Genomic DNA, 25,170 nt, shown 5'->3' with positions numbered 1-25,170 from the left:
CGCTGGTCAGTCGAGGAGCCAGCCCGACAGGGACATCATGGGCGGGGTCAGACTGACTACGAGCAACAGGACCGTCGTGACGGTCGAGGCGATCAGCGCCACGGTCAGCCGGCGGCGGCCCTTGGCGTAACCGCTGAAGAACACGATGAGCGAGACGAAGAAGCTCAGCAGGGCAAGACGAAACCGCTGGACACCACGATCGTCACCAGGGCCGCCCACGGCCAGCCGCCGATGACGTCGAGCTCGTCGGTCAGGCCGTCACCCTGGGACGGGACGTACCACTGCCCGGTCAGCTCGGCGGCCCGCGCGGAGCCGAGACAGGCGCTGAAGGCGTACAGCGCGGTGAACCCGAACTGCGCCGCCACCAGGAACCATCCACCAGCACGATGGCGGCCCGCGGTCGGCACGTGGAGGCGAGTCGTCATCGTGGTCATCCGCGGATGGTAACGGACCTCGGCCACCGCCCACCTCAGGCCAGGACGGCGTCGGCGCGGGCGAGAACGGTGTTGAGGACACGAGCGGCCGTCAGGCGGTCGGCCTCGGGCAGGTCGCCCCACAGTTCATCGGTGGCGCGGCCGGTTTGCGTGCGCACCGCCTGCCACACCGCGCGACCGTGGGCGGTGGGCTCAGCGGCGCGGACCAAGCCCAGATCGGCCAGTTCGGTCAGGCGGCGGCCGGCAGCGGGCTCGCCGATCCGGAGGGAGTGGGCGATCCGAGGAGTGGGGTCGGCGCCCTCGGCGGTGACGGTCAGGGTCAGGGCCACCCACTGCGGCTCGGTCAGGCCGGTGCCGGCGAGGGCGCGCTCGAGGAGGGCGTTCAGGGCCTTCTCGGTGCGGCCGATGAGCTGGGCGCCGAACGGGATGGGGGTCATGGTGTGCTCCATTTCGTTAGTGGCACTAACGCCGACGCTAGGTCGTTAGTGTGACTAACGCAAGTGCTAGGCTGGCGACATGAGCGAGGGCGCCGAGCGGTTGCGGACTCTGCGGACCCGGCTGCTGTCGCTGGCCGCCATGCATTCCGACCGGCTGGTCAACGACGAGCTGGCCCGGGTCGACGCCAGGAAGTGGCATTACGCCGTGCTGGCCACGCTCGACGAGTTCGGCGCGGCCAGCCAGGCCCAGCTGAGCGACCGCACCCGGATCTACCGCAGCGACCTGGTCGCCGTCCTCAACGAGCTGGCCGAACGCGAGCAGGTCGAGCGGGCGCCCGACCCGGCCGACAAGCGCCGCAACTTGGTCCGGATCACCACCGCCGGCCGTCGCACCTTGCGCAAGCTCGACAAACTGCTGGCCGCCGTCGAGGACGAGGTGCTGGCCCCACTCGACCCCACCCAACGGGCCGACCTGACCAGCCTGCTGACGACCCTCGTCGACCACCACAGCAACCCGAAGAGTCACGACAGCGGGCAACAAGAACCACAACGTCAGCGGCCGGGCTCAACGTGATCATTCATGAGACCAGCGCGCGACAAAGAACCACCACGCGAGACGCGAGAACCAACCTGACGATCCGCCAGACCAACCCGCGACAAGTACTGCAACGCGAGCGACGGGGGTCGACGTGACCACTCGCGAGACCAGCACGCGAGCGGCAAGATCAAGGCAGCGACCGCAAGCACGTGAACGGGGAGGGCACTCATGACCGCACAGCTCGAACGCATGATTGCGGCGCAGCCGGAGGCGATCCGGGCCCTGGCCGATCCAGCCCTGACCGCCCCGGCCGCCGCCCGCCTGGCCGGCGCGCGACGGATCTGGCTGATCGGCACCGGCACGAGCCTGCACGCCGCCGAGCTGGGCGCGGCCGAACTGACCGGCGCCGGTCACGATGCCCGCTGGATCGCCGCCAACGCTTTCAGCGCCGACCTGATTCGCGACGGCGACGCGACGGTCGTCATCACCCACACCGGCAAGACGGCGTACGCCCGTCGCAGCCGCCGCATCGCGCTCGAAGCCGGACTTCCCCTGGTCTCGGTGACCGGGCCCGCCGTCGACTGGCCCGAGGCGGTGCGCACGCCGGTGGCCGAGACGTCCGAGACGTACACGGTCAGCTACACCACCGCTCTCACTGTGCTGGCGCAGATCGCCCATCACCTCGGAGCCCCGGGCGGCGACGTGAAGGCCGTAGCCGCCCAGCTCGGCGACGAGCCGGGCGACGTCCCCGTCCCGGCTCGCGCGATGGCGATCGTCGGCCCCGGTCCGTGGTCGGTCACCGCCCGCGAGGGCGCCCTGAAGATCCGCGAGGGCGCCCGCATCCTCTGCGAAGGCTTCGATCCGGACCGTCTGCTGCACGGCGCGGCCGTCCCCTACACGGCGGCCGACACCCTGCTCGTGCTGCAGCCCACCGCCGACCCCGGCGAGCTGACCACCGCCCTGCGCCACGCCGCCGTGCTCGAACGGATGCAGGTCGCCACCTTCACCACCGAGGCCTCGACCGGTTCGGCCCTGCTCGACCAGATCCCCATGACCGTGCTGCTGCAAAAGCTGGCGTTGCGCTTCGCCCGCCAACGAGGGCAGAACGCCGATCTGGCCATCACCGGCGCCTGGGCCGACCCCGACCTGTGGCCCGACCAGCCCGACTGACCAGCAATCAGCAGCCAAGCTCGGCCGGCGGACGGAGCGGGGTCAGCCGCAGCTGCCGGCCCTGACCGGCGGCACGAGGTTCAGCTGGTCGTGAAGACGAAGCCCAGCTGCGCCCGCGCCGCCCGGTACTGGCCCGAGGGACGTACCGCGGGCCCGCAACTGGCCGAGCCCAAACCGGTCACCCCGGCCGCGAGGTGGACCCAGAGCACGTCGTCCTCAACGAGTTCGTCGGCGTGACGGGCGCTCTCGAGGGCGGCGGTCGACCACGGCCGCACGGCGACGTCGAAGGGGCTGTCGCCCGCGATGTGCAGCGTTCCGGCGGGAGCGGCGAGGCTCATCCGGCTCACCTCGGAGCGGTTTCCGTTCTCTTGCGGCACCACGTACGGGGTCTGCGCCTCGCCGACGGTCATGCTGTGTTCGCCGAACCAGACGCCGGCGCGCGAATCCGGGTAGGACTCGCCCGGTCCGAGACCGAGCCACGAGAAGACGACCGACGACGGGTCCGGGGTGCGCAGGGCCAGCGCGATCCCCAGCCGGGGCAACGACAGCCGCCACTCCCCCAGCCGCTCGATGTCGACGTCAAGCCGGAGCCCGTCATCGCGTATCGACCATCGATAATCGATTTCGAAGCCGCTGTCGAGCCCGGCCGGCTGGTAGCGACCCCGAGCCGGCGCGGCGATCAGGCGGTCGAGCCCGGCCGCCCGCCACTGCTCCTCCATCGACACCTTGCCGTCCCAGCCCGGGAAGCGGTCGTTCTCGGTCGGCGCCCGCCAGGCGTCCAACGCCACCGAGGCCAGCGGGAACGGCCCGAGACGATCCGGGCGTGGAATGGACCGACCGGCGGCTGCTCCACCCCGGCCGCCCGCGTCGATCCCGGCGTCACCAAACGGCTCACGACCAGCATCGTCGACCCCGGCGTCACCATGTTGTTCACGGCTGGGCTGCGAAATCACGACGCCACCGAGTCGCTCACGGCCGCTCGCCCCAGAGCGTGCAGGCGCACCCAACGCCGGCGGTCGCTGCGCCCGGGCCAGCACCTTCCCGCCGAGGGTCGCCGTGACGCTCGGGGGTGCGTCCGACAGGCGGTATGACGTCAGTGGCTCGATCGGCGGCACGTCGAGCACCTCCCCCGCCGCCGAAGCGAAAACCACCTCCGCAGTAGTCGTGAAACTCCATCGATTCTCGATCAGCAGGTCGTCGCCGTCGAAGCGCAGCCGCACCGGCGTGATGATCGCGGCCAGCTCGGTCAGGCCCGGTGACGGCGTACGGTCGGGAAAGAGCAACCCGTCGACGACGAACGACCCGTCGTGCACAAGCTCGCCGAAATCGCCGCCGTAGCGGTAGGAACCGTCACTCAGCAGCGCATGATCGGCCCATTCCCAGATGAACCCGCCCGCCAACCGCGGATACGCGTCGATGATCGCCTCGTAGTCGGCCAGCCCGCCCGGCCCGTTCCCCATAGCGTGCCCGTACTCGCACATGATCATCGGCAGCCCGCGGCGGCGCCGATCGCGCTCCGGGTCGGCCAGCGCAGGCTCGGCCCCACGCCCGATCGCCTCGAGCTTGTCGTACGTCGGATACATCCGGCTGTAGACGGAGACGCTCTCGCACTCCTCGTCGGCTTCGTAGTGGATCGGCCGGGTCGCATCCCTGGATGAAGTCCAGGCCGCGTTGGTGGCCAGATTGCGGCCCCACCCCGCCTCGTTGCCGAGCGACCACATCACGACGCTGGGCGCGTTCTTGTCCCGCTCGACCATCCGCCGCATCCGGTCCAGATACACCGGACCCCAGGCCGGATCGTCCGACGGATTCCCCCGCCACCCTACCAGTCCGAACCCGTGCGTCTCGATGTCACATTCGTCGATCACGTACAGCCCGTACCGATCACACAACGACAGGAAGTACGGGTCAGGCGGATAGTGACTCGTCCGTACGGCATTGATGTTGTGCTCTTTCATCAGCGCGACATCGTGTTCCATCCGCGCCCGCGAGACGGCCCGCCCGGTCCGGGCATCGATGTCATGCCGATTGACCCCCCGGAACACGAGCGGCTTCCCGTTGAGCAGCAGCCGATCCCCGTCCACCGTGACCGTCCGGAACCCGACGTCGAGCGACACCGTCTCCGCGTCGGTGCTCACCAGCAGCCGGTACAGCGCCGGCTTCTCGGCCGACCACGGCTGCACGTCGTCCGGCCGCGTGAACCGCACGGGCACCGGCGCCGTGACCGACAGTGACCCGTCCCCGCCCGCCACCACGTACAGGTCGTCGATGCCGCCCTCGGGCCGGTGCAGCAGCGCCACCGACCGGAAGATCCCCGACAGCCACCACTGATCCTGATCCTCGACGTAGCTGCCGAAACTCCACTGGTGCACCCGCACCGCGAGCACATCGTCGCCCCCGGTCAGATGCGCGGTCACGTCGAACTCGACGGTGAGCCGGCTGCCCGAGGCCCGCCCCACCGGCGCCCCGTTGACCCACACCTGGAACCACGAGTCCACGCCGTCGAACCTCAGCAGCACCCGCCCGCCCCGCCAGTCCGCGGGCCGGCGCACGATCCGCCGGTACTCACCGGTCGGGTTGTCCTGCGGCACGTACGGCGGGTCGATCGGAAACGGGAAGCGGACATTGGTGTACGCCGGCGAGCCGTAGCCGTGCAGCTGCCAGTGCGACGGCACCGGCAGCGTGTCCCACGTCCGACCCGGGTCGGCCGGGTCCTTGCCCGTCTCGGCCGTCGGCGACCACGCGAACTGCCAGGTCCCGTCCAGCGACAGCACCCCGGCCGTCGAATTCAGCCGTGCGCGCGGAGGCAGCGCACCCACCGGCGGCTCGACGATCTCGAACTGTGCCGTCATCTGAGGTCCCTGTCTTCCCGGCGCCCGTTCACCAGGACGGTGACGGTGGTGCGGCCCCGCGGACGGCGAGCCCGCAGCGCGTAGTCGGTGACCCGCACGTGCCCGTCGACTGTCGTCCAGGCCACGTCGACCGCGATCCCGGGCCGGGCGATCAGGCCGGTCACCTTGCCCTCGGGCCACTGCGACGGGACCGCGGGCAACAGTTCGATCATGCCCGAGTGGCTCTGCACGAGCATCTCGGCGACCGCGGCGACGTACCCGAGGTTGCCGTCGATCTGGTACGGCGGATGGGCCGAGAACAGGTTGGGGTAGAGCCCGGCCCGGTCGGCCGTGGCCGGTCGCAGCACCAGGGGCAGCAGGCGCGACACGTGATCGGGCTGATGCAGCCGGGCCCGCAGCGCGAGCTTCCACGCGAGGGACCACCCGGTCGCCTCGTCGCCACGCGCGTCCAGGCTGCGCGAGACAGCCGTCCCCAACGAAGAGGTGTCCCCCGGGTAGGCGAACACCAAATGGCTGAGGTGCCGGTGGTGCGGCTCGGCCGGCGGCGGGTTCCCCGGCCATTCCTCGATCAACCCGTCCCGTACGACCGGATCCGGGATCCCCGGGCGGGCCGCACGCACCTCGGCCACGACGGGGTCGTCCGCGGGCCCCCGCGCCAGCACCGCGTCGAACAGCCGGGCGACCAGCGCGTGGTCCATCGTGGAGGCCGAGGCAACCGCGACCGGTTCACCGGACGGGGAAAGGTAGTGGTTCTCGGGCGAGGTCGCCAGCCCCTGCGGCAGCCAGTCGAGGCAGAACTCGGCCGCGCCGCGCAGAATCGGCCACACCCGCGGGTCATCGACGTCGAAGACGAGCCAGCACAGCCACACGCCGCCCATCGGCCAGAACGCCCACGCCGGGTCCGCCCGCCCGCGCCCGACCGGCGACGTGAAGGCCCAGGCGTCGGTGTTGTGATGGGCCACCCAGCCGCGCGCCCCATAGATCGTACGAGCCGTGGCCCGGCCCCTGTCGGCCAGCGCCTCGAGCAGGTCGAGCACCGGGTCGAGCGTCTCCTCGAGGTCGGCCGTGGTCGCCGCCCAGTAGTTCATCTCGGTGTTGACGTTGATCGTGTAGTTCGAGCTCCACGGCGGCCGCATCTGGTCGTTCCACAGCCCCTGCAACGTCGACGGCAGCCCGCCCGCGGCCGACGAACTCAGCGCCAGATACCGGCCGTAGTGGAACAGCAGCGCCGCCTCCGGGTGCGCCGGGAGCTCGAGCGTCGTCCGCGCGAACTTCTTCCCGTACGCCTCGACGTGCCGCCCGGTCAGCCCGGTGACCCCGATCGCGAAGGCCCGCTCGACGCGCTCCTCCGCCCGCCGGCGCGCGGTGTGCTCGTCGCCGACCGGATCCCGCCCGATGCCCGCGAACGTGGTCTCGGTCGCGAGAATCAGCTCGAACCGCCGCCCGTCGTGCCGCGCCCGCCCCACCACGGCCCCGCGCAGCGCGTCGCCACCCCAGACCGGCGCCAGATCCGGCTCGTGCGGTGGCGGCATGTCGCTGGGCAGCCGAACGGTCAGCCAGTCGTCCCCGCCGCCCAGCACCCGCAGCGGCGACGACAGCGACCAGGTGATGCCGACCGGTTCCCCGGCCTCGATGACGAGCACCAGCACACCGTCCGGCTGCGACACGAAACACCGGTGGACGAACGGATTGCCGTCGAGGCGGTAGCGGACGCGGTGGGTGGCGGTGCCCAGGTCGAGCTCGCGGTGGTAGTCGGTGACGACGCCGTCGCCGACCGAGACGTGCAGGTCGGCGAAGGGCAGGTAGGCCTGCGACCACCCGCCCTGCACCTCGAGCAGCCGCCGGTCGGCCTCGACCGGGTCACCCGCGGCCAGCGCGGCCCGGGCCGCCGTCAGAGCCGAGGCCGCGACCGCCGGATCGATGCGGCTGTTGGCGGCTTCGCCGGCCGGGCTGCCCGACCACGCCGTGCCGTCGTTGAGCTGCAGGTGCTCGCGCCCCGGCGTCCCGTACACCATCGCGCCCAGCCGTCCGTTGCCCAGCGGGTACGCCTCGAGCCACTCCCGGGCCGGTTCCGACGACCACAGGCGGCGCTCGAGAGTCATGATCCGAGATTACTGATATCCCGCCGCCTGCAGGGTGAACAGACCGGCGTAGCGGCCGGCCCGGGCCATCAGGTCGGCGTGCGTGCCCTGCTCGACCAGCAAACCCTCGTGCAGCACGAAGATCTGGTCGGCGTGTTTGACGTTGGCCAGGCGGTGGGTGATCAGGATCGTCGTGCGGTGCCCCTGGCGGCTGCGGATGGCCTGGAACAGCGCGTCCTCGGCCCGCGGGTCGAGCGCGGACGACGGCTCGTCCATGATGAGCAGGTCGGCGTCGCGATAGAAACCGCGGGCGGCGGTGATCCGCTGCCACTGCCCGCCCGACAGGTCGTGCCCCTCCTTGAACGTGCGGTCGAGCAGGGTCCGGTAGCCGTAGGGCAGCGACTGGATCGTCTCGTGGGCGGCCGCGCGCAGCGCCGCGGTCTCGATGCGGTCCTGCTCGGCGTCGACCGACAGGTCACCCATGGCGATGTTGGTGGCCGCGGTGTAGGGCCACTTGTGGTGCTCCTGCAGCACCACCGCGATCCGCGCGATCACGGCGTCGCGGTCCCAGTCGGCCACCGGGCGGCCGTTCCACTCGATGACGCCGTCGGTCGGGGCGCGCAGGGCGCCGATCATCGCGGCCAGCGTCGACTTGCCCGAGCCGTTCTCGCCGACGAAGGCCACGGTCTGCCCGGCCTCGATGGTGAGCGAGACCTGGTCGACGGCGCATGTGTCGCGGTCGGGATAGCGCAGGCTGACGGCCCGGATGTCGAGGCGGCGCAGGGCCGGCGGCTTCGGCCGGTCCCGCCGGTCGGCCCCGGGCATGTACTGCTTGGCCCGTTCGAGGAAGTTCACGTACTCCTTGAAGAACTGGCCGTCGGTGAACATGCCGTCGAGCTGGAACGTCACCGTCGACAGCGCCCGCTGGGCCGCCTGCACGGCGACGACGCAGGTCACCGCCGCGGCCAGCGGGATGTGCCCGCCGGCCAGCAGGAAACCGAGCAGCACCCACACCCCGCCCAGGCCGAGCCCGCTGATCACGGCGCCGACGCTGGTCGTCGTGGTGACCCGGCGGGCCAGGGTCAGATCCTCGGTGGTCTGCGCGCCCATCACCATGTCGTACTGGCCGAGCAGGAACTTCCGCAGGCCGTACGACCGGAGTTCGGGCGCGGACTCGCGGTCGGCCATCTGGCGTTCGAGCACGTTACGACGGCGGCGGCGGACCGAGCCGGCCAGGTAGCTGGAGTACCGCAGGTGGCCCGCGCGCAGGGCCGCGTACCCGTTGGGCACGGTGGCGACGACGAGCGCGAGCAGCAGCAACGGGTTGATCAGCACCACGGCCACGGCCACCGCGGCCAGCCCGACAAAACCGGCGAGCACGTTCGAGGTGTCGTGGACCAGGCCGTTGGCCGCGTCGCTGCCGCGGCTCGCCCGTTCCATGTCGTCGGCGAAGGCGTCGGCGTCGAAGGCGTCCAGACGGACGGCGGTGGTGGCCTCGAACAGGCGGCGCTCGGCGGCCTGATTGACCCGGGGCGTGAGCCCGTTCTGGGCGTACCCGATGGCGATGCCCAGCGCGCCCCGCAACGCGGTCGCCGCGGCCAGCGCGACCAGGGCGGGCAGGGCCGCGCGGACCCGGTCGGGCGTCGGTCCCCCGGCGAACAGGGCGACCAGCAGCTTCTGGGTCGACAGCAGCCCGAACGTGGCCATGGCGCCGCTGCCGAGCGTGGCCAGGCCGACCACCGTGGTCCGCATCTTGTCGGCCCGCCAGGCCAGGGCGATGGCTTGGCGTACGAACTGGGGCAGCTCGGCGAACACGCCGAGCACCCCGGTCTCGGCCCGTCGGCGCACGCCGTGCTCCCACCAGGCGTTGCGCAGTTCCGGCAGTACTGTCTCGTCGGTGACGCTCACAGACACCCCGCTCCTCGTGGGAACCGTCACCCTCCACACTCGTCGAGTCACGCGCTGCTGTCGCCTCCCCGAAAGAGTTAGGCACGTGTCCATCTGACGTGAATCAATTCACCGTGGCGACCGGCACATCGTGGCTGGACGGCCGCGCCGGCGGGTAGCCCCTGGAACAGAGCCGAAGGTGGAGGTAACCGTTGTGGGTGCTGTCGAGGCAAGGGACCGGTTCGCCGACGTGTGGGGGCGCCTGGCCGCGGGCCAGGGCCAGTGGGCGGGTAGCCCGTTCGTGTGGTGGAACGCGGCCACGCTGACCGGGTCCGACATCACGGCCGAGGATCTCAGCGAGCAACTCGTCCGGGAAGCCGAGTTCCTGCGGGGCCGGGACGAGGGCGGCTATCTGTGGGTCTTCGCCGACCTGCTCAGCCCGCGGGCCCGCCAGGAACTGGACGACCGGGCGGCCGACGCCGGGCTCGAGATCGCCTTCACCGGGCAGGCCCTGGACGGCGAGCCGGACCTGACCGGGCCCGCCTCCTCCGATCTGGAGTTCCGGCGGGTCACCGACGAGGACGACCTCGCGACGCTGGGCGAGATCAACGCCTTGGCGTACGACCTGCCACCGACCGTCGGCCACGAGGCGTTCGCCGGCTCCCGGCTGTGGCTCGACGAGGCGTACGCCTATGTCGGCTACCGCGACGGCCGGGCCGTGACCTGTGCCGCCGCCGTGCCCAGCGCCGACGCCCTGGTGGTGACGCTCGTCGCCACCCTGCCCGAGCAGTCCCGCCGTGGCTACGGCCAGGCCGTCACCCGCCACACGATCACCGAGGCCACCCGCGAGTCCGGCCGGCGCCGGGTCGTCCTGCACTCCACGGTGGAGGGGCAACCCGTCTTCGAGCGCCTCGGCCTGCGCCCCACCACCGCCATCCACTACCTGCAGCCAACCGGCACCTACGACGACCTCGGCGACTGAGGTTCCGCCTTCCGGCTCAGCGACATAGTGGGCAAGTCGGACTTCACAGGATGCTGGGCGCTGATCCTCTACCGGGTGAGGCAGCTGCTCCGCTGCCGGCAGATCGGCGAAAGGCGTGCACTGATGATCGGCGTTGAGGGCGACCGGGCCGGTTCGGGGAACCGGGCAGTCCGGCGGCGTGGGCGATGGACCGCGAACAGCCTGGTCGTAGTGATCAACGGGATGCTCGCTGGGATCGGCGGCGTCTTCATGGTGACCACCTCGGTGCCGGTCACAGTGGTCGCCGCGACGGCTGCGGTCCTGCTCGGCGGGGTGATCGTTTCGACCCACCGCTGACAGCGCAATCCAAGGCATGTGGGTCGGCGAGGCGGCCGGCCCCGCCGGCCTGTGTCAGAAAGGCGTCACTGCGCCGAACTGCCCCATCCGCCGGAGACGTGTCGGAAAAATAACGTTAAAGCACCTCACACCTGGGAAGGGTTGCCACCTCTTACCGGTGACAGCCGAGGTCGACGATGACGAGCGGAAGCAGGTGCCGATGGGCCCGCAGGAGATCAGCCCCTCAGCGGAGTTCCACCCGCCGCCGCCCGCCTCGGAGTTTGCTCCGTTCTACGACCGGATGTTCCCGTCGCTGGTGAAGTACGGCGCAGTGGTATGGGGCAGCGTCTCCGACGCCGAGGACGCGGCGAACGATGCGCTGACCTATCTGTATCGCCGCTGGTATTCGATCGCGAACAAGGAGGCCTACGCCAGGACGATGGTGACCCGCTCGATCGGCCGGCTGCGCAGGGATGCCGCCTGGCGCTCCGATCGGCTCGACCAGGCCGGGCCCGCCCGGCCCTACGCCGAGAACGACGACGGAACCACTGTCACCGCATGCGTGGACCGCCAATGGATCATCGAGCTGCTGGCGAAGTTGCCGCCCGCCCAGCGGGCTGTCATGGCCGGCTTCATCGATCAGGTGCCCACCGCCGACATCGCCGACGCGCTCGGGACGAACGAGGCCGCCGTCCGGAAGAACCTGCAGCTGGCTCGGCAGCGGCTGCGGCAGGAGGTCGAGCAGGACCGAGCGCGGGACCGCTCGAGACCGCTGCCGAAACGGGTCGCCACGACAACGCTCAGGGAGGAGACACGATGAGCCCCTTCGACGACGAGACGCCCCTCGACGAGTTGTTGGCGGAGGTCATCGACCTCGCCGACGACGTGGTGGACGCGCGGCTGGCCGGCGGCGAACCGGCTCGCCGCCGGGACCTGATCATGCGGGAGGACCCGCTGTCCACGCGCCGGGCACGCGCCGAGCAGTTCGAGGACATGGCCCTGTACCAGGCCGCGGAAAAGGTGGCCGCGGCCCGGCGGGAGGCCGAGGCGAAGGTGGCCGCGGCCCAGGAGGAAGCAGCCAAGAAGGTGGCCGCCGCCCAGCAGGAAGCCGTGAAGAAGGTGGCCGCCGCGCGGCAGGAGGCCGGGCGGATCCTCGCCGATGCTCGGCGCGAGTCGGCGAGCATCGTGCGGGAGGCCCACGTCCCGGCCGCTCGAACGAGGAACGTCCGTCACCGATCGCTGGTGCTCTTGGCCGCGGTTCTGGTGGGGTTGGCCAGTACCGGGCTGGCGGTAGCCACCGCGCGGCAGACAGGCGAGAGCCGGATGAGGCAGTCGCTGGCCCAGCGGACCGAGATGGTGGCGCAGGGAGTTGCCGCGGAAGTGAGCCGCTACAGCAGCGCGCTGACGGACATTGCCGCAGCAGTCGGTGCTCAGGCTGACCTCGAGGCCAAGGAGTTCACCGCCATCACGGCGCCGATCGGCTGGACCGGGTGGACTGCGGCGTCCGGTGTCTCTTTCGTCGTGGCCACCGACTCCGCGCAGATCTCGCAGGTCCAGGCCCGGTGGCGGGCCAACGGGGCGACTGATCTGGTCCTACGACCGGCGGCGCCGTCGGGTGAGCATCTGTTTGCGGTACTCAGCGTATCCGCGACCCACGGCCCGGCATCGGGCGGGCTCGACCTCACCGCCGCTTCGGAACCGGCCGAGGCACTCCGGCTGGCGCGGGACACGCACAGCGTGGTCGCGAGTCGCCCGTATCGATTGTTGAGAGACCGAGGCCTTCCGCCGGCGCAGCAACAGCTGTCAACCGTTCTCGCCGCACCCGTCTACACCAAGTCCACGCCGAGACCAGAGCTGGAACAGTTCCGCGGTTGGGTGACCCTGAGTCTGCGGTTCGGCGACCTTCTCACCGAAAGCACCAGCGAGACGGCTCGCGACGTGGTCGCCGTCAGCCTGCGGGACACCACTGCCGGCAATCAGGAGGTCTTGGCGGCCTGGCAGCCGCCCAGCGAGTTGGAGGAACCCACGGCGATGCTGGTGACCGTGGAGGCCGCACAGCGTCAGTGGCAGCTGCAAGTGGCCGCGACCGACCGGCTGCAGCCTTCCTCGCGATCTCTGGACTTGGCCGCCTGGCTGGTCGGCGTCGTCATCACCGCACTGCTCTCCGCCCTCGCCCTTGCCCTGACCGGCACCCGCCGTGCGGCGGTCCCCCGCGCCAAGTCGGACCCCGTCGCAGCCGAGCCCCGCCACCAGCACCGAGAAGACGCCCCCGACCTCGGGCCACCCCCCAGGTCCGGCAAGGCGCCTGCATTGACCACCCGCAAAACCAAGTAGAGGAGACCGACACCGCCGCCCGCGTATGGATTGTTGTTACCGGTCGGCCCCGCCTGAGCGGCGGCGGGTCACGTTCTAGACCCGGACTTCGCACATGGTTTTGGACTGCCGTTATTGCCAGCGTGGCCGGGTGGGGTCGACGTTGAGTAGGGCGAGGAGTTGGGCTTGTAGCCATCCTGGGCGTGGGAATTTGGGTGGTTGCCGGTGGTGGGCGGGGATGAGTCGGAGGTCGTGCAGGGCTTGCAGGATGAGCCGGGCGGTGGGTCTGACGGCCCGATTGTCGAAGGCGTAGAAGCCGACCATGTCGCTCTGCTCCTGCTCGGCGAGGCGGCGGCGGGCTTCGCGTTCGATGAGGCTGAAAATGAGCAGCGCCAGGCAGATCACGGTGATCAGGGCGGTGATCCTGCGGTTGGTTTGCAGGAACATCGGTGCCACGGCGAGGGGACCTTTGATGCTGCTGCAGCGCTGTTCCACGGCGGATTGGCCTTTGTAACGGCGTAGGACCTCGGCGGGATCGGCGTCGGCGGGATCAAGGTTGGTCAGTAGGGCATACCAGCCGTCGGTAGCGGCTTCGGCGTCGATCGCGGCTTGGTCGAAGTGCCAGGCAAAGCGCGGTTTACCGGTGTCGGTATCGAGGGTGATGGTGGTGCGCAGGTAGGCGCCGACCCGCCGTTGTTGCTGATCTGGGTGGCTTTCGCGGTCACGGCGGCGACATCGGGGTGATACCGGGTGCCGGCGGTCCGCACGAGGATGTCCAGGTCGGTGCGGGCCTTGCCGAGTTTGAGCTCCCGGGCGGTGGCGGCGGCGTTCTGGTTCGCGCTGGAGTGCACCAGGATCCGGCGGATCTGGTGCACCGGGTCGGCTTTGCGCGGCCCGGCAAGGTGCATGACATCTTCGGTGACCCGGTAGGCGCAGCGGTCAGCGGCCGGTTTGTTGATGTCGCGCTGGGCGAGGTAGTCCACTGGTGTGGTGCCGGCCGGGTCGATACCGGCGAACAGACCGGCCGGGACTCTGGCTGCTGCGAGAGGGGCGAGGAACCGGACTCCGGCGTCGTTCATCGCGGTGAGATTGCGGTAGGAGATCAGCTTCGAGTCACCGACCATCAGGAACCCGGGCGTGGAGGCCAGATCCTGCAGGGCGTGCATGGCCTCGACGACCTGGGCGATCTCACCGGCGCCGCCGTCATAGACGTGATGGAACACCGGGATCGCCCCATCTGCGGACACGGCGATCCCGTAAACCTCCGGGACCGCCCACGCCTTCGCCCAATCGCAGATCCCGGCCATCGCCGACGGCTGCGTCAACCGGTTCGCGATCAAGATCTCGATGACCTGACCATGCGTCGCCAGAGCGACATCACGGATCGGGCACAGCCCGTCGATGATCCCGGCAATGTCGATCCGCCGGCAGAAATCCGCGATCACCGGCAGCGATCCCAGACGTTTCTCCAGCACAACACCCTCGACCAGCTCAGCACGAGGACGCACAGCACTACGACGAGGCACACCCACACCCGACCAACACATCAATCTTGATCAGAGTGACGGACATTCACCCCAAAGCATGTGCGAAGTCCGGGTCTAGACCGGCACCAGGGGCTCGGCGATGCGGACGCCGTTGCGGCCGGCCGCCTTGGCCTCGTAGAGGGCGGCGTCGGCCCGGCGCATCAGGTCGCTCGTGGTTTCCGCGGGGACGGCGGCGACGGCCACGCCGATGCTGACCGTGACCACGCCGGCCGGGCCGTCCGGGTGGGGGATGCGCAGGGCCTGGATGCCGGCCCGGGTGCGTTCGGCCAGCAGGGCGGCCACGGCCGGGTCGCTGTCGCCGAGGATCAGCACGAACTCCTCGCCGCCGTAGCGGCAGGCCAGGTCGGTGCCGGCGGCCCGGATGGCGGCGGCCAGGGCCGCGCCCACCTTGCGCAGGCATTCGTCGCCGGCCTGGTGGCCGAACCGGTCGTTGTACTTCTTGAACAGGTCGACGTCGATCATCATGATCGCGTACGGCCGTCCGGAATGGTCCAGCCGGTCGTGGTGGGCGCTCAGCGCCTGCTCGAAGCGGCGCCGGTTGGCCAGCCCGGTCATCGCGTCGGTGCTGCTCAGCTCCTCGAGCTTGGTGTTGGCGGCGGCCAGTTCGCGGGTCCGCGCGGCGACCTGGGCGTCCAGGTCGGCGTAGTAGCGGGCGTTGTTCAGCGACACCACGAGCTGACCGGTGATCAGGGTGACCGCGTCCAGGCGCTCGGCCGTGAACAGGCCGCTGGTCTGCCGGTTGGCCAGCACCAGCACGGCCCGCAGGGTCTCGCCGTGCAGCACGGGCACGACCAGCAGCGAGCAGCGTTGCGCGTTGGCCAGGAACGGGTCGCGGGCGAACCGGTCGTCGCGGGTGGCGTCCTCCACGAGCAGCACGGAGCGGGTCCGCACGGCGTACTGGAACGCGCTGGCCGGCAGCAGGCCGTACATCTCGGCGCCCTCGAGGTCGAGCGCGTCGGCGCCGTCCGGGCCGCCGGGCAGGTACCAGGAGTCGTCGTCGGACCGGATCACCAGCACGACCTCGGACGCGCCGGTCAGCGCGGTCAGCTGCTCATTGATGGCCCGGCGCAGTTGCCCCAGGTCGGTGGCCTCGCTGAGGGCCTGGGACGCCCGCAGGATCGCCGTCGTGTCGACCGCGTCGGAGCGCAGGGGGCCGGTCCCGCGCGATCGGGCCGGGGCGCTGCGCGTGGCCGGGCGCAGGTCCGGATGTGCGTCCAGCAGCTGGGCGACCTTGCCGGTGGCGCCCCACTTGCCGTACCCGCGCAGGGCCTCGGCGATGTGCAGCCGGGCTCCGGCGCCGAGCCCGACCGAGGCGTACAGCTTGGCCGCCCGTTCCAGGATCAGCGCGGTGTGCCAGGGCCGTTGCCGCCGCTGGGCCTGCTGGACGGCATTGTCGAAGCCGAAGAACGCGGCCGGCAGGTCCTCGCGCAGCCACGCCTCCTCGGCCGCCAGCCAGTGGGCCAGGTGCTCGAAGTTGGCCGGGCAGTCCTCGGCGCGGGCCCGGATCCAGGCCAGCCCGTCGGTGATCTGCGCGTAGCCGGGATCGGCCGGGCGGTCGGCCGGGGCCACGTGGTGCAGCCGGGTGGCGTGGGCCAGCATCGCCAGCACCTGCGCCTGCGCTCCCAGATAGCCGGGCAGCACCCCGCTCGACCGCTGGGCCGCGCCGGCGTGGCGTTGCAGGGCCGCGTCGTCGCCGAAGATCGCCGCGGCCAGGGCCCGGGCCACGTGGTAGGCGTTGGTCGTCAGCGCCTCGGTCGGCAACCCGGCCAGGTGGCCGGCCTCGGTGAAGCCGTCGTCGTCGAGGCTGCCGGCCGGGGTCGTGCCGCCCTGCAGGGCCCGGGCCAGCTGCCGGTGCGCGACCGCCACCCCACCGAAGAAATCGTTTCCGGTACGGGCGTCGAAGTCCAGCGCCGCCTCGATGTCGACCACGTAGTCGGCCACCGTGGGCGCCGATTCGAGCCGGCCCAGGATCACCGCGTTCCACGCCCCGGCCGCCATCTCGAGCTCGCCGCCGCGGACCAGTCCGTCGTAGGCGCGGCGGGTCTCGGCGATCGTCAGCTCGAGCGGGTCGGTCCACACCTGCAGCTGCATCGCGTACCGGTAGCGGACCAGCGAGGTGAACGGCTCGTAGTCGCGCTGCTCGCTCACGGCCAGCATGTGCCGCCCGATCCGCACCCCGGCCCGGTAGTCGCCGATGACCTGCAGCAGCATCATGCCGACCGAGCTCAGCGTGGCCACCAGCTGCGGGGACGGGCCGTGCCGGTCCCACAACCGCCAGGCCTGCACCAGCACCCACGGGCCGAGCAGCCGCTCGCCCAGCAGGAAGCACATCGGCATGATCTTGCCGAGGACCCGGGTCACGGCCAGCACGCGCGGGTCGGTGATCTCGGGCCGGGCCAGGTCGGCGGTCAGGTCGAGGCGCGCCGCCCACGCCTGGATGTCGGCGCAGAGGGCGGGAATGTCGGCCCGGAACGCGGGCCCCGGCAGCTCGTAGCCGAGCCGGACCAGCAGGTCGAGGCCCAGGTCGAGCGCCTCCCGCTGGCGCGAGCGCTGGGCCAGGCTGCTGAACTGCACAAAGGCCACATCGGTCAGGCGTATGGCATCAGGTTCGGCCTGTTCCACGTCCGCGTACACGGTGTCGGCCTCGTCGAGCCGGCCGAGCTGGTACAGCGCCGCGTGCCGGCGGCCGAGGGCGTCGAGCCGGGCCGCGCCGTCGGCCCCCGGGCCCAGCGCCTCGACCGCGGCCCCCGCGAACGCCTCGGCCGCCTGATGGTTCCCGGCCGCGGCGGCCCGCCCGGCGGCCACCGTGAACAACCGGGCCATCGTCCGCCGCTCGCCGGCCTCGGTGACCAGCCCGGTCGCCTCCAGGTACTGCTCGGCCGCGAAGATCGCCGTGTCGGCCGCGCCGGCCAGGTGCCGGGCCATCTCGAGCCGGGTCCGGCGCCGCTGCTCGTCGGGCAGCCCGGCCAGCGCGGCCCGGCGCACCCGCTCGTGACGCAGCATCGGCAACAGCGGGGCGGCCGGATCACCGGGCACGGCCGAGACGACGACCAGTTCCTCGTCCAGCAGCGGGTACATCGGGGCCTGGAGCTGCAGCAGGCTCAATCCGGCCGCGCGGGCCAGCACCGGAGCTGTCACATCCTTGCCGCCGAGCAGCGCGAGCAGGCGCAGCAGACGACCCGACTCCGGTGGCAGGCTCTCGATGCGGTCGCGCAGCAGCCCGACGACGTCGCTGCGGGCCGCCTGCTGCCGGATCTGCTCGTCGTCCCAGCGCCACCCGTTGTCGCCCAGGGTCAGCGCGCCGCCCCGGCGCAGCGCGTTGACCAGTTCGAGGGTGTCCGACGGGTTGCCGCCGGTCCACCGGTGCAGCAGGGCCGCGAGGTCCCGGGCCGCCACCGCGGGCAGGCGTAACGCCTCGCGCAGCAGCTCGCACGAGCTTTCGAGGGGCAGGTCGCCCAACTCCAGCCGGCGGCCGAGGGTGCCGTCGGGCTGCCGCCGCTCCAGCAGCACGCTCAGCGGGTGCTCGGCGTCCAGTTCGTCCGGCCGGTAGGCGCCGACCACGAGCACCCCGCGCAGACCCGGTTCGGTCAGGATCGCGTCCAGCAGCGCGATCGAGGTGGGGTCGGCCCACTGCAGGTCGTCCAGGGCCAGCAGCACCGGGTGCCGGGGGTCGGCCACCGTGCCGAGCAACGCCACCACCGCCTGCCGGAGCCGGACGCCGGCGTCGGCCTCGCCGGGCGGCGCGTCGCCGTCCTCGGTCTGCAGCAGGGGGCCGAACTCGGGCACGGCCGCCGTGATCAGGCCGGTGTTGGGGCCGAGGGCGGTCAGCAGCGACAGGCGCAGGGCGGCCAGCGCCTCGGGCGGCTCGGCCAGCAGCAGGCTGCCCAGGCGGCGCAGCGCCTGCAGGACCGGGCCGGCCGTGGCGCCCGCCCGGGCCGGGTCGGCGCGACCGGTCGCGAACCAGCCGCCACGCGCCGCGACCGGGCGGCGCAGCGCGTTGACCAGCGCCGACTTGCCGGTGCCGGCCGCGCCGGCGACGAGGACGCCGCGGTCACCGCCGAGCACGGCCTCCTCCCAGGCGGCGCGGAGCACGGTCACCTCGGCGTCCCGGCCGATCAGCATCGAGGGGGCGGTCAGCCGCAGTGGGAAGTCGCGCTCGGCCAGGGGGAAGGTGGCGGCGGGGCGTTCCCGCAGCCGGGCCAGGTCATGGGCCAGACCCTCGGCGCTCTGGTAGCGGCGGCCGGGTTCCTTCTCGAGCAGTTTGGCCACGATCTCGGACAGCATCGGGGGCGTCTGGGCCCGTACGCCCGAAAGCGGGACCGGCACGCGCAGCAGCAGGTCCCGCAGGTGTTGCAGGTCGTCGTCGTGGGCCAGCGGCGGGTGCCCGGCCACCACCTCGTAGAGGGTGGCGCCCAGCGCGTACAGGTCGGCCCGGTGGTCGACGGGCAGGCCGGTGCGCCCGGTCTGTTCCGGCGGCAGGTACTGCAGCGTGCCCTCGATCTCGTGCAGGTTGCCGAAGGCGGCGTGGTCCTCGGTGAACAGGCTGGCCGCGTCGAAGTCGGTCAGCACGGGCCGGCCGGCGTCGTCGATGAGGATGTTCGACGGGTTGATGTCCTTGTGCACGACCCCGCGGGCGTGCATGCCGGCGATGATGCGGGCCAGCCGATGGGCCAGCCGGGGCACGGCGACCAGCTCGATCTCGTGCGCCGCCATCGCGTAGGCCAGGGTCCGCCCGCCCACGTCGACCAGCAGTTCGGCGTCCGGATGGGTCCACTCGGAGAGCCGCCCGATGCCGGGCGCCCCGGCCAGCCGCAGCAGCACGGCGTGCTCCCGGCGGCGGCGGGTGGGGCCGCCCGGGCCGAGGAACTGCTTCCAGATGACGGTGGTGTCGCCGTCCGGCAGGTAGAGCCGCTTGATCAGCGTGCGGTCGGTCGACGTGAGCACGACGTGGTGCAGGCCGGCCATGGGCAGCTCGCCCGGCTGCCCTGCCCTGCTCTCCGCACCCATCGTCACCGTCCGTCGCACCCGTCCCGCTCCGACGGCGGGCCTCGCCTCCTACCTGTTCGGCCCGGACCGGCGAAGCGTGAGGACAACGCGTCAAGCGGCGCTCAACATCGTCCACCCCGGCCGCGGGGTGAACCCGAGCCGCTCGAAGAAGGGGACGGTGTCGTCGCTCGCGTGCAGGTAGGCGGTGTGCGCCCCGGCGGCCCGGCCCCGGCGCAGGACGGCCTCGGTGAGCACCCGGCCGTAGCCCTGCCCGCGGAACTCGGGCAGCGCGCTCACGTTGGCCAGACCGAGGTGGCCCTGGGCCAGCAGCCCGGCCCCGGCCGCCACGGCCAGACCGGTGCCGGTCTCGGCGACGTACGCCCCGATCTGGGGGTTGGCCAGCACCTCGGCCGTGTAGACGCGGGCCACGACCTCGGCCGGCACACCGAAGGCGAGGCCGACGACGTGGGCGAAAGTGTCGTACTCGTCGCTGGCCAGCCGGCGGATCAGGGCCAGATCGGGCGGGACGGAGCCGGTCGAGGTGCGGCCCTCGAGCCCGGCCACCATGAAGTGCTGTTCACCGCCGCCGGTGAGGCCGAGCTGGGTGGTGGCCGGTCGCCGGCCGGGGCGCCCGCGGCGACGAGTGGCGGCGAGCATGTCGACGGCGGTCCGGAACGCGCGCGCGGACGATTCGGTGGAATTGCGGAGTTCCATGCTGACCTTCAGAAACGTTCCAGCGGGCGGCACATATGAATCCGCCTCTCGTTCAAGCCGGAACAATAGCTCGCCGGTCGGCCCGGGGGTCGGGCCCGGGGCCGGACCGGGGTGCAGCACGGGTCCCTGAGATCGGGATCGCCCCCAGGGTGGTCGTAGGGGAATCAACGACCGGTGGGGGGATCACGAGATGAGAGCGTTGCGGCGAGGATGGCATCTGGTCGACGTGTGCGGGATGGCGCTGCGCTACCACGTGCGCGGCACCGGCGGTCCGGTGTGTGTGGTGCTGCCGGGCGGGCCCGGACTGTCCTGGGAGTACATGCGGATGCCGGCCCTCGAACAGGGAATGACTGTGGTCTACGTCGAGCCGCTGGGCTCCGGGGCATCGGGGCGGCTGCCGACCCATCCGTACGGGTACGACCGGGCCTTCCACGCCCGGGCCGTCGACCGCCTGCTCGACCACCTCGGGCACCCGGCCGTGCACCTGCTCGGCCACGGCCACGGCGGGCGGGTCGCCCAGTACTACGCGCTGCGCCGGTCCGAGCGGCTGGCCGGCCTGATCCTGCACGGCAGCTCCCCGGTCGGCGGGCCCGAGCTCGAGGAGGAGAGCCGCCACCAGTTCGACCGCTTCGTGCGGCGCAACCAGTCCCACCCGGCACTGCAAACGGTGATCGACGCGGCCCGGCTGCTACCCACCCTCACCGACGAACGCCTGCTCACGGCGGCCGCCCGGCGGGTGTTCCCGGCCCTGGTCGCGCACTACTGGGGCCGCCGCGAGGAGCTCTCGCCCCTGCGGGCCAAGGTCAGGCTGGCGTACGTCTCGTCACGCCGGGCCGACGGCACGGCCGACCCGGTCGACGACCGCCAGGCATTGCGCAGCCTGCGCGTGCCGACCCTGATCACCGCGGGCAGCTACGACATCGTGGGCGGGTTGCGCTGGGGTCGCGAACTGCAGTCGCTGATCCCCCACGCGCGCCTGCTGGTGCTGGCCTGGAGCGGCCACCTGGGCCACGTCGAGGAACCGGAACGCTTCGCCGACGCCGTCCACGACTTCGTCGCCGCGACCCACCCGGCCCCGGCCCGGCTGCTCGCCGCCTAGCATCGCGCGTCCGACATGCGGTGACGGTTGGACTCTTGGGTTCGCCCGCGAGTTCGGGCGCCAAACGTTCGGCTCCACTTTGCCGGCACCACTCACCGCATTGTTCGCAAGAACAAGCACCACTCGCGGATCATGGCCACCGCTGGCGTCAACGCGCCCCCACAATCCTGGTCACCCTGTGCGCAAGCGATCATGAAGCCGCCGCGAGCGTGGATGCGCGGATCTGCCGAGAAGCGGTCACCCGATCAAGGGCCCGTGCATTTTGGCAACCACACCACAGTATCGGCGGAGCCGTCCCTGAACCGTCCATGAATGAGGCAACCTGTCGGAAGTGGCTACTGGGTAAAGTAGATTACAGGCAGCTCAACAATCATGGCGGTATTCTCGAGCATGCACAGGTGACCTGGCACCGCTGTAAACAGTGTGTGGATTCGCGCGGACGAGTATGCGTCGTTATGCCATCGAGGATGGCGAAACGGTTGCTGGAATTGTTGCCTGTTTCCCGGCCGGTGGCGGAATTCCCGTATATGACAGGCCGTTGATCAGTCGGTTCCCATGGGCAGTGTTCTGCTCATTGGCAGCGAGTGGCCTGTTGTTGACGCAGCCTGATGTCTGTTCGGTGCGCCGGTGGGACCGTTGTCGGTGGTGCTGTGGCGCTCTCGATGGTGTCGGTCGGTCGGCGGGTGTGGGTCGATCGGCAGGTGCCGCCGGTCTCGCCACCGTCACCGGCGTTGGCACGGTGACCAGGCCTGATGTGTCCGTGGTCCCTAGCACTGCCTCGGGCGTTGCCGCGGTGACCGAACCCGATGCGCCGGGCGTCGCCGTGTCCGGTGCCGCTGTCGTAGAGATGATCAGGCCCGATGCGCCCGCGGCCCCCAGCACCGCCACGGGCGTTGCCACGACGACCAGGCCCGACGCGCCGGGCGTCGCCGTCCCTGGTGCCGGTGTCGTGGCGGTGTCCTGGCCCGATTCGCCGGCTAGGGCTTTCGTGTCTGCCGGGCGTGGTGTCTTGGTCTGAGTGTGGCCGCTGTGCGGGGCAGGCCCCGCCACCGCGGCGCGGCCTGCGGGCAGTGCGTGATCAACGGGCCGGGGCCGGTCGGCGGGATCCGCAGCGGTGGGCGAGTGTTGCGGACAGGCCAGTGCACCACCGCGGGACACCGGACGGGTAGCACTGGTCTGCTCGTCCCAGATCAGCGGTGGCACCGGATCCACCTGATCATGCAACCCCAGCGCCCCGCACTCCCGCGAACAACCGTGCAACCGGCACAACTTTGCTGCATGCCGCCTTTTCAGCCCCCAGTTCCGGCGACGCGCGTGATCGCGCCGGAACTCTTCTTTGCCCGGCGAATAACGACGCGACCGGGTCTGATCCCGCCAGGCCGTGATCTCCGACCGGGAGAACAAACTCAATTGCGCCATGCACCATTATCCCAACCCCGGATCGCGACACGCCAAACAAATCCATGCCAATTCCGGAAAGAGCCGGAAAGCGGAGCCAGAAGTCCAGCAACCGGGAAACACGGCCTCTGAACCGAAGGCCTGCGTCATACGTATCGAGCGCGCACATCTGCCGCAGATAAGGTGTGTGCTGTCTCGGACGCCCGTCACCGTGTGTGAACGGCGAGGTCTGTCGGCGACGCATAAGCGGTATCACTGAGGGTTGGGCCCACACTCGCTAACAAGACCACGCTGTCGTACCCGGGTGGCGGGATGTGGACGTGATGACGCGTCGATTGTGCTGAGGCACGAGTTCGAGGCAGCGGAGAACGGCTTCAGGCTGAACCGTCGGGGCGCCGGCCTCGTTGGGGACCGGCCCCCAGCCAGCTGGAGTCGCTCCGGAACTCACCGCTAGGTGAGCGGCAGCGTGGTCGCTACGGGCCAGGCCACCAGCAGCGAACCGGTCAGGGCGACAGCCCAGCCCGGAGCCTGACGCGCGCGGAGCACGGCCGACAGACCGGCTGAAATCACCAGGAGCACGCCCAGCAGCGGCACCACGAGCAGGATGAAGCCGGGAGCCCAGCCCACCGCGGCGGCCAAAGTCAGCCCGACCACGGCCAGCACAGCGCCGATGAGGTCACCGCGCACCGAGCCGCCGAAGTGGGCCAGCACGGCGAAGCCGGCCCACAGGGCGAGCAGTACCCACCAGCGGGCCCCGACCGGCACGGCGTGGGTGAAGCCCAGGTGCAACGGCACCGCGATCGCGGCCCCCGCGTAGGCGACGGTCAGCGGCCACACCCGCAGCCGGGCCACAGTGGGAAAGCCCAGCAGCAGCCCGAACAGCAACAGCCCGGCCGCGACGAGGCGCCGCGCGGGGGACGGCAGCGGCTGGTCGCCGTCGCTGAGCCAGGCGGCGGTCAGGCGGTGGGTGGCCGGGGCGTACAGGACGGAGATGTGTTCGACGCCGGGGACGATTGTCAGCTCGCGGTCGGGGCGGGCGTTCGCGACCGCGTCCTCGGCGGCCGTTTTGAAGCCGGGGAACTCCAGGCCGCCGACCAGCAGGAGCAGGCGGGGTGGGCGGTCCTTCGGGACGGGTTGCGCGCCGGGCAGCGAGATCGCCACCGTGGCCTCGATCTCGGGGTGGGCGGCCGCGTACTCGGTCACCGCGCCGGCGCCCATCGAGTGGCCGATCAGCGCGAGCCGGGTGCCGTCGACGCCCGGCAGGCCGCGCAGGTGGGTCACCGCCACGTCGAGGTCGTACTGCAGGTCGCGCGGGGACCGGGTGTTCGCCCCGTGGCCGTCGAGATCGGGCAGCACCACCGTGAAGCCGCGCGCGGCCAAGGTGTCGCCGAACTGGGCCATCAGCCGGGCCGAGCCGGCGTAGCCGTGGGCCACCACCGCGCCTGGTCCTGGCGGCGACCCGGCCGGGCGCACCACATCCAGGGGAACGCCGCCGACCTCGACATGCTCGCGTTCCAAGTCACCGCCGGCGCGGGTCAGCAGCACCCCGCCGGTCGCCGCCAGCACGAGGGCGAGTAGCGGCAGCGCCCAGCGCCGGATCCGGTCCACACCGGACGATAGCGCCATCAGGCCAGGGTGATCCAGTAGCGGCGGACCGGGCCGTGGTCGGTCTCCACGATGTTCTCGAGGAGGCCGCCGTTGCGCTCGATCGTGCGGGCCGAGGCCACGTTGCCGGCCAGGCACGGGATGAGCACGCGGTCCAGGCCGAGGGCGGTGCGGGCCTCGACCAGCATCAGGCCCAGGGCCCAGCTCGCGAGCCCGCGCCGACGGGCCGACGCCCGCACCCCGTACCCGATGTGGCCGAGGTCGGACTCCCAATGCCGTAACGCGATGCCGCCCAGCACCCGCCCGTCCTCGACGATCCAGCGCGGGGTGCCGTGCCGTTGCGGCGGGCAGGGCGTGCCGGCCGGGTGGGTGAACCGCACCCGCTCCCCCACCCACGCCGCGAAGCCGTCCGGACTGCGGATGTCGTCGCCCGGGCCCAGCCCGAAACCGTCCTCGTGCAGGCCTGGCCCCCACTCGTCGTGGCAGTCGAGAAAGGCCGCGTGCAGGCGGGTCGTCGGAAGCATCAGCTCAGCCATGCCGGGGACGGTAATCACGCATCGGCCGCAGGTCGACCGTTGTTTCCAGGCCCTTAGACGCGCAGTGTGCCCATCGGCTGCCTTCCGTTCAGGGAAGTACGAGTGATGCCCGGCGTGGCGGCCTCGACCGTCTTGGATGCTTCGGCAAGCGCGCTGGATGTCGCTGGTGGGTGGCTGGGCGAGCATCCCGTCAGGGTGCCGTGTGATGCCGCGCACACCCAATAATCGGAGGCGGCATCGACGGGCGCCGGGTAGCCTTCCGGGCATGTTGATCGC

19 protein-coding genes are annotated in these 25,170 nt (G+C 71.4%); 7 read left to right on the top strand and 12 right to left on the bottom strand.

Going from position 1 to position 25,170, the window contains the following annotated elements:
- Positions 1–6: 6 nt before the first annotated feature.
- Genes M1L60_RS02175 through M1L60_RS02165 form a run of 3 tightly spaced genes read right to left on the bottom strand, consistent with a single transcriptional unit; the run spans position 7 to position 871 of the window.
- Positions 7–144: a hypothetical protein gene (locus M1L60_RS02175; protein ID WP_253235540.1), complete on the bottom strand. Its 138-nt coding sequence runs from the start codon at positions 142–144 to the stop codon at positions 7–9.
- Between the two features lie 20 nt (positions 145–164).
- Positions 165–434: a hypothetical protein gene (locus M1L60_RS02170; protein ID WP_253235539.1), complete on the bottom strand. Its 270-nt coding sequence runs from the start codon at positions 432–434 to the stop codon at positions 165–167.
- Positions 435–469: 35 nt separating this feature from the next.
- On the bottom strand, positions 470–871 hold the full coding sequence (locus M1L60_RS02165) for a MarR family winged helix-turn-helix transcriptional regulator (protein ID WP_253235538.1): 402 nt from the start codon (positions 869–871) through the stop codon (positions 470–472).
- A 79-nt stretch (positions 872–950) separates the two neighbouring features.
- Between M1L60_RS02165 and M1L60_RS02160 the strand changes: the two genes are divergently transcribed.
- The gene (locus M1L60_RS02160) at positions 951–1,445 is read left to right on the top strand and encodes a MarR family winged helix-turn-helix transcriptional regulator (RefSeq protein ID WP_253235537.1); all 495 of its coding nucleotides are present in this window, start codon (positions 951–953) and stop codon (positions 1,443–1,445) included.
- Between the two features lie 192 nt (positions 1,446–1,637).
- Positions 1,638–2,579, top strand: coding sequence for a hypothetical protein (locus M1L60_RS02155; protein WP_253235536.1), 942 nt, complete (start codon positions 1,638–1,640; stop codon positions 2,577–2,579).
- An 80-nt stretch (positions 2,580–2,659) separates the two neighbouring features.
- Here the strand turns inward: M1L60_RS02155 and M1L60_RS02150 are convergent, their stop codons facing one another.
- From M1L60_RS02150 to M1L60_RS02140, 3 genes are read right to left on the bottom strand one after another with little or no spacing between them, the layout of a single operon-like run.
- Complete coding sequence (locus M1L60_RS02150; protein ID WP_253235535.1) at positions 2,660–5,431, bottom strand: glycoside hydrolase family 2 TIM barrel-domain containing protein; 2,772 nt, start codon at positions 5,429–5,431, stop codon at positions 2,660–2,662.
- A complete protein-coding gene (locus M1L60_RS02145; protein ID WP_253235534.1) occupies positions 5,428–7,533 on the bottom strand; it encodes a glycoside hydrolase family 95 protein in 2,106 nt (701 codons plus the stop codon). The genes M1L60_RS02150 and M1L60_RS02145 overlap by 4 nt, the downstream gene beginning before the upstream one ends.
- 9 nt (positions 7,534–7,542) lie before the next feature.
- A complete protein-coding gene (locus M1L60_RS02140) occupies positions 7,543–9,420 on the bottom strand; it encodes an ABC transporter ATP-binding protein (protein WP_253235533.1) in 1,878 nt (625 codons plus the stop codon).
- Between the two features lie 178 nt (positions 9,421–9,598).
- On the opposite strand from M1L60_RS02140, the gene M1L60_RS02135 reads away from it, so the two are divergent.
- The 4 genes from M1L60_RS02135 to M1L60_RS02120 all read left to right on the top strand — a co-directional run bounded on the left by M1L60_RS02135 (position 9,599) and on the right by M1L60_RS02120 (position 13,030).
- Positions 9,599–10,381 carry a GNAT family N-acetyltransferase gene (locus tag M1L60_RS02135; RefSeq protein ID WP_253235532.1) on the top strand — a complete coding sequence of 261 codons (783 nt, stop codon included), beginning with the start codon at positions 9,599–9,601 and terminating at the stop codon, positions 10,379–10,381.
- A 75-nt stretch (positions 10,382–10,456) separates the two neighbouring features.
- Positions 10,457–10,717: a hypothetical protein gene (locus tag M1L60_RS02130; RefSeq protein WP_253235531.1), complete on the top strand. Its 261-nt coding sequence runs from the start codon at positions 10,457–10,459 to the stop codon at positions 10,715–10,717.
- A gap of 199 nt (positions 10,718–10,916) precedes the next feature.
- A complete protein-coding gene (locus tag M1L60_RS02125) occupies positions 10,917–11,516 on the top strand; it encodes an RNA polymerase sigma factor (RefSeq protein WP_253235530.1) in 600 nt (199 codons plus the stop codon).
- Positions 11,513–13,030: a CHASE domain-containing protein gene (locus M1L60_RS02120; protein WP_253235529.1), complete on the top strand. Its 1,518-nt coding sequence runs from the start codon at positions 11,513–11,515 to the stop codon at positions 13,028–13,030. Before M1L60_RS02125 ends, M1L60_RS02120 begins: the two co-directional genes overlap by 4 nt.
- A 111-nt stretch (positions 13,031–13,141) precedes the next feature.
- Here M1L60_RS02120 and M1L60_RS02115 read toward each other — a convergent pair whose 3' ends face one another.
- From M1L60_RS02115 to M1L60_RS02100, 4 genes are all read right to left on the bottom strand, one after another.
- Positions 13,142–13,465 carry a hypothetical protein gene (locus M1L60_RS02115; protein WP_253235528.1) on the bottom strand — a complete coding sequence of 108 codons (324 nt, stop codon included), beginning with the start codon at positions 13,463–13,465 and terminating at the stop codon, positions 13,142–13,144.
- A gap of 104 nt (positions 13,466–13,569) precedes the next feature.
- The gene (locus M1L60_RS02110) at positions 13,570–14,484 is read right to left on the bottom strand and encodes a DUF4277 domain-containing protein (protein ID WP_253235527.1); all 915 of its coding nucleotides are present in this window, start codon (positions 14,482–14,484) and stop codon (positions 13,570–13,572) included.
- A gap of 126 nt (positions 14,485–14,610) precedes the next feature.
- Positions 14,611–19,563, bottom strand: a complete 4,953-nt coding sequence (locus M1L60_RS02105; RefSeq protein ID WP_253235526.1) for a diguanylate cyclase — start codon at positions 19,561–19,563, stop codon at positions 14,611–14,613.
- 90 nt (positions 19,564–19,653) lie between these two features.
- On the bottom strand, positions 19,654–20,256 hold the full coding sequence (locus M1L60_RS02100; protein ID WP_253235525.1) for a GNAT family N-acetyltransferase: 603 nt from the start codon (positions 20,254–20,256) through the stop codon (positions 19,654–19,656).
- Positions 20,257–20,446: 190 nt separating this feature from the next.
- Here M1L60_RS02100 and M1L60_RS02095 point away from each other — a divergent pair, with 190 nt between their 5' ends.
- Positions 20,447–21,355 carry an alpha/beta fold hydrolase gene (locus M1L60_RS02095; protein WP_253235524.1) on the top strand — a complete coding sequence of 303 codons (909 nt, stop codon included), beginning with the start codon at positions 20,447–20,449 and terminating at the stop codon, positions 21,353–21,355.
- Positions 21,356–23,203: 1,848 nt separating this feature from the next.
- On the opposite strand, the gene M1L60_RS02090 is transcribed toward M1L60_RS02095, so the two are convergent.
- Positions 23,204–24,379 (bottom strand): dienelactone hydrolase family protein, encoded by a 1,176-nt coding sequence (locus M1L60_RS02090; RefSeq protein WP_253235523.1) that lies wholly within the window; start codon positions 24,377–24,379, stop codon positions 23,204–23,206.
- Entirely contained in the window at positions 24,379–24,894 is a 516-nt protein-coding gene (locus M1L60_RS02085; RefSeq protein WP_253235522.1) for a GNAT family N-acetyltransferase, read from the bottom strand. The genes M1L60_RS02090 and M1L60_RS02085 overlap by 1 nt, the downstream gene beginning before the upstream one ends.
- Positions 24,895–25,170 lie beyond the last annotated feature (276 nt).

This window comes from Paractinoplanes aksuensis (genome assembly GCF_024137025.1).
Taxonomy (GTDB): domain Bacteria; phylum Actinomycetota; class Actinomycetes; order Mycobacteriales; family Micromonosporaceae; genus Actinoplanes; species Actinoplanes aksuensis.
The sequence above is the reverse complement of the archived record's forward strand: the minus strand, read 5'-3'. Positions and strand labels throughout refer to the sequence as shown.

What these genes read in the sequence shown, in the direction of transcription:
- M1L60_RS02170 (WP_253235539.1), bottom strand. Translation starts at nt 434, where the DNA reads ATGACCACGATGACGACTCGCCTCCACGTGCCGACCGCGGGCCGCCAT.
- M1L60_RS02165 (WP_253235538.1), bottom strand. Translation starts at nt 871, where the DNA reads ATGACCCCCATCCCGTTCGGCGCCCAGCTCATCGGCCGCACCGAGAAG.
- M1L60_RS02160 (WP_253235537.1), top strand. Translation starts at nt 951, where the DNA reads ATGAGCGAGGGCGCCGAGCGGTTGCGGACTCTGCGGACCCGGCTGCTG.
- M1L60_RS02155 (WP_253235536.1), top strand. Translation starts at nt 1,638, where the DNA reads ATGACCGCACAGCTCGAACGCATGATTGCGGCGCAGCCGGAGGCGATC.
- M1L60_RS02150 (WP_253235535.1), bottom strand. Translation starts at nt 5,431, where the DNA reads ATGACGGCACAGTTCGAGATCGTCGAGCCGCCGGTGGGTGCGCTGCCT.
- M1L60_RS02145 (WP_253235534.1), bottom strand. Translation starts at nt 7,533, where the DNA reads ATGACTCTCGAGCGCCGCCTGTGGTCGTCGGAACCGGCCCGGGAGTGG.
- M1L60_RS02125 (WP_253235530.1), top strand. Translation starts at nt 10,917, where the DNA reads ATGGGCCCGCAGGAGATCAGCCCCTCAGCGGAGTTCCACCCGCCGCCG.
- M1L60_RS02120 (WP_253235529.1), top strand. Translation starts at nt 11,513, where the DNA reads ATGAGCCCCTTCGACGACGAGACGCCCCTCGACGAGTTGTTGGCGGAG.
- M1L60_RS02105 (WP_253235526.1), bottom strand. Translation starts at nt 19,563, where the DNA reads ATGGGTGCGGAGAGCAGGGCAGGGCAGCCGGGCGAGCTGCCCATGGCC.
- M1L60_RS02100 (WP_253235525.1), bottom strand. Translation starts at nt 20,256, where the DNA reads ATGGAACTCCGCAATTCCACCGAATCGTCCGCGCGCGCGTTCCGGACC.
- M1L60_RS02095 (WP_253235524.1), top strand. Translation starts at nt 20,447, where the DNA reads ATGAGAGCGTTGCGGCGAGGATGGCATCTGGTCGACGTGTGCGGGATG.
- M1L60_RS02090 (WP_253235523.1), bottom strand. Translation starts at nt 24,379, where the DNA reads ATGGCGCTATCGTCCGGTGTGGACCGGATCCGGCGCTGGGCGCTGCCG.
- M1L60_RS02085 (WP_253235522.1), bottom strand. Translation starts at nt 24,894, where the DNA reads ATGGCTGAGCTGATGCTTCCGACGACCCGCCTGCACGCGGCCTTTCTC.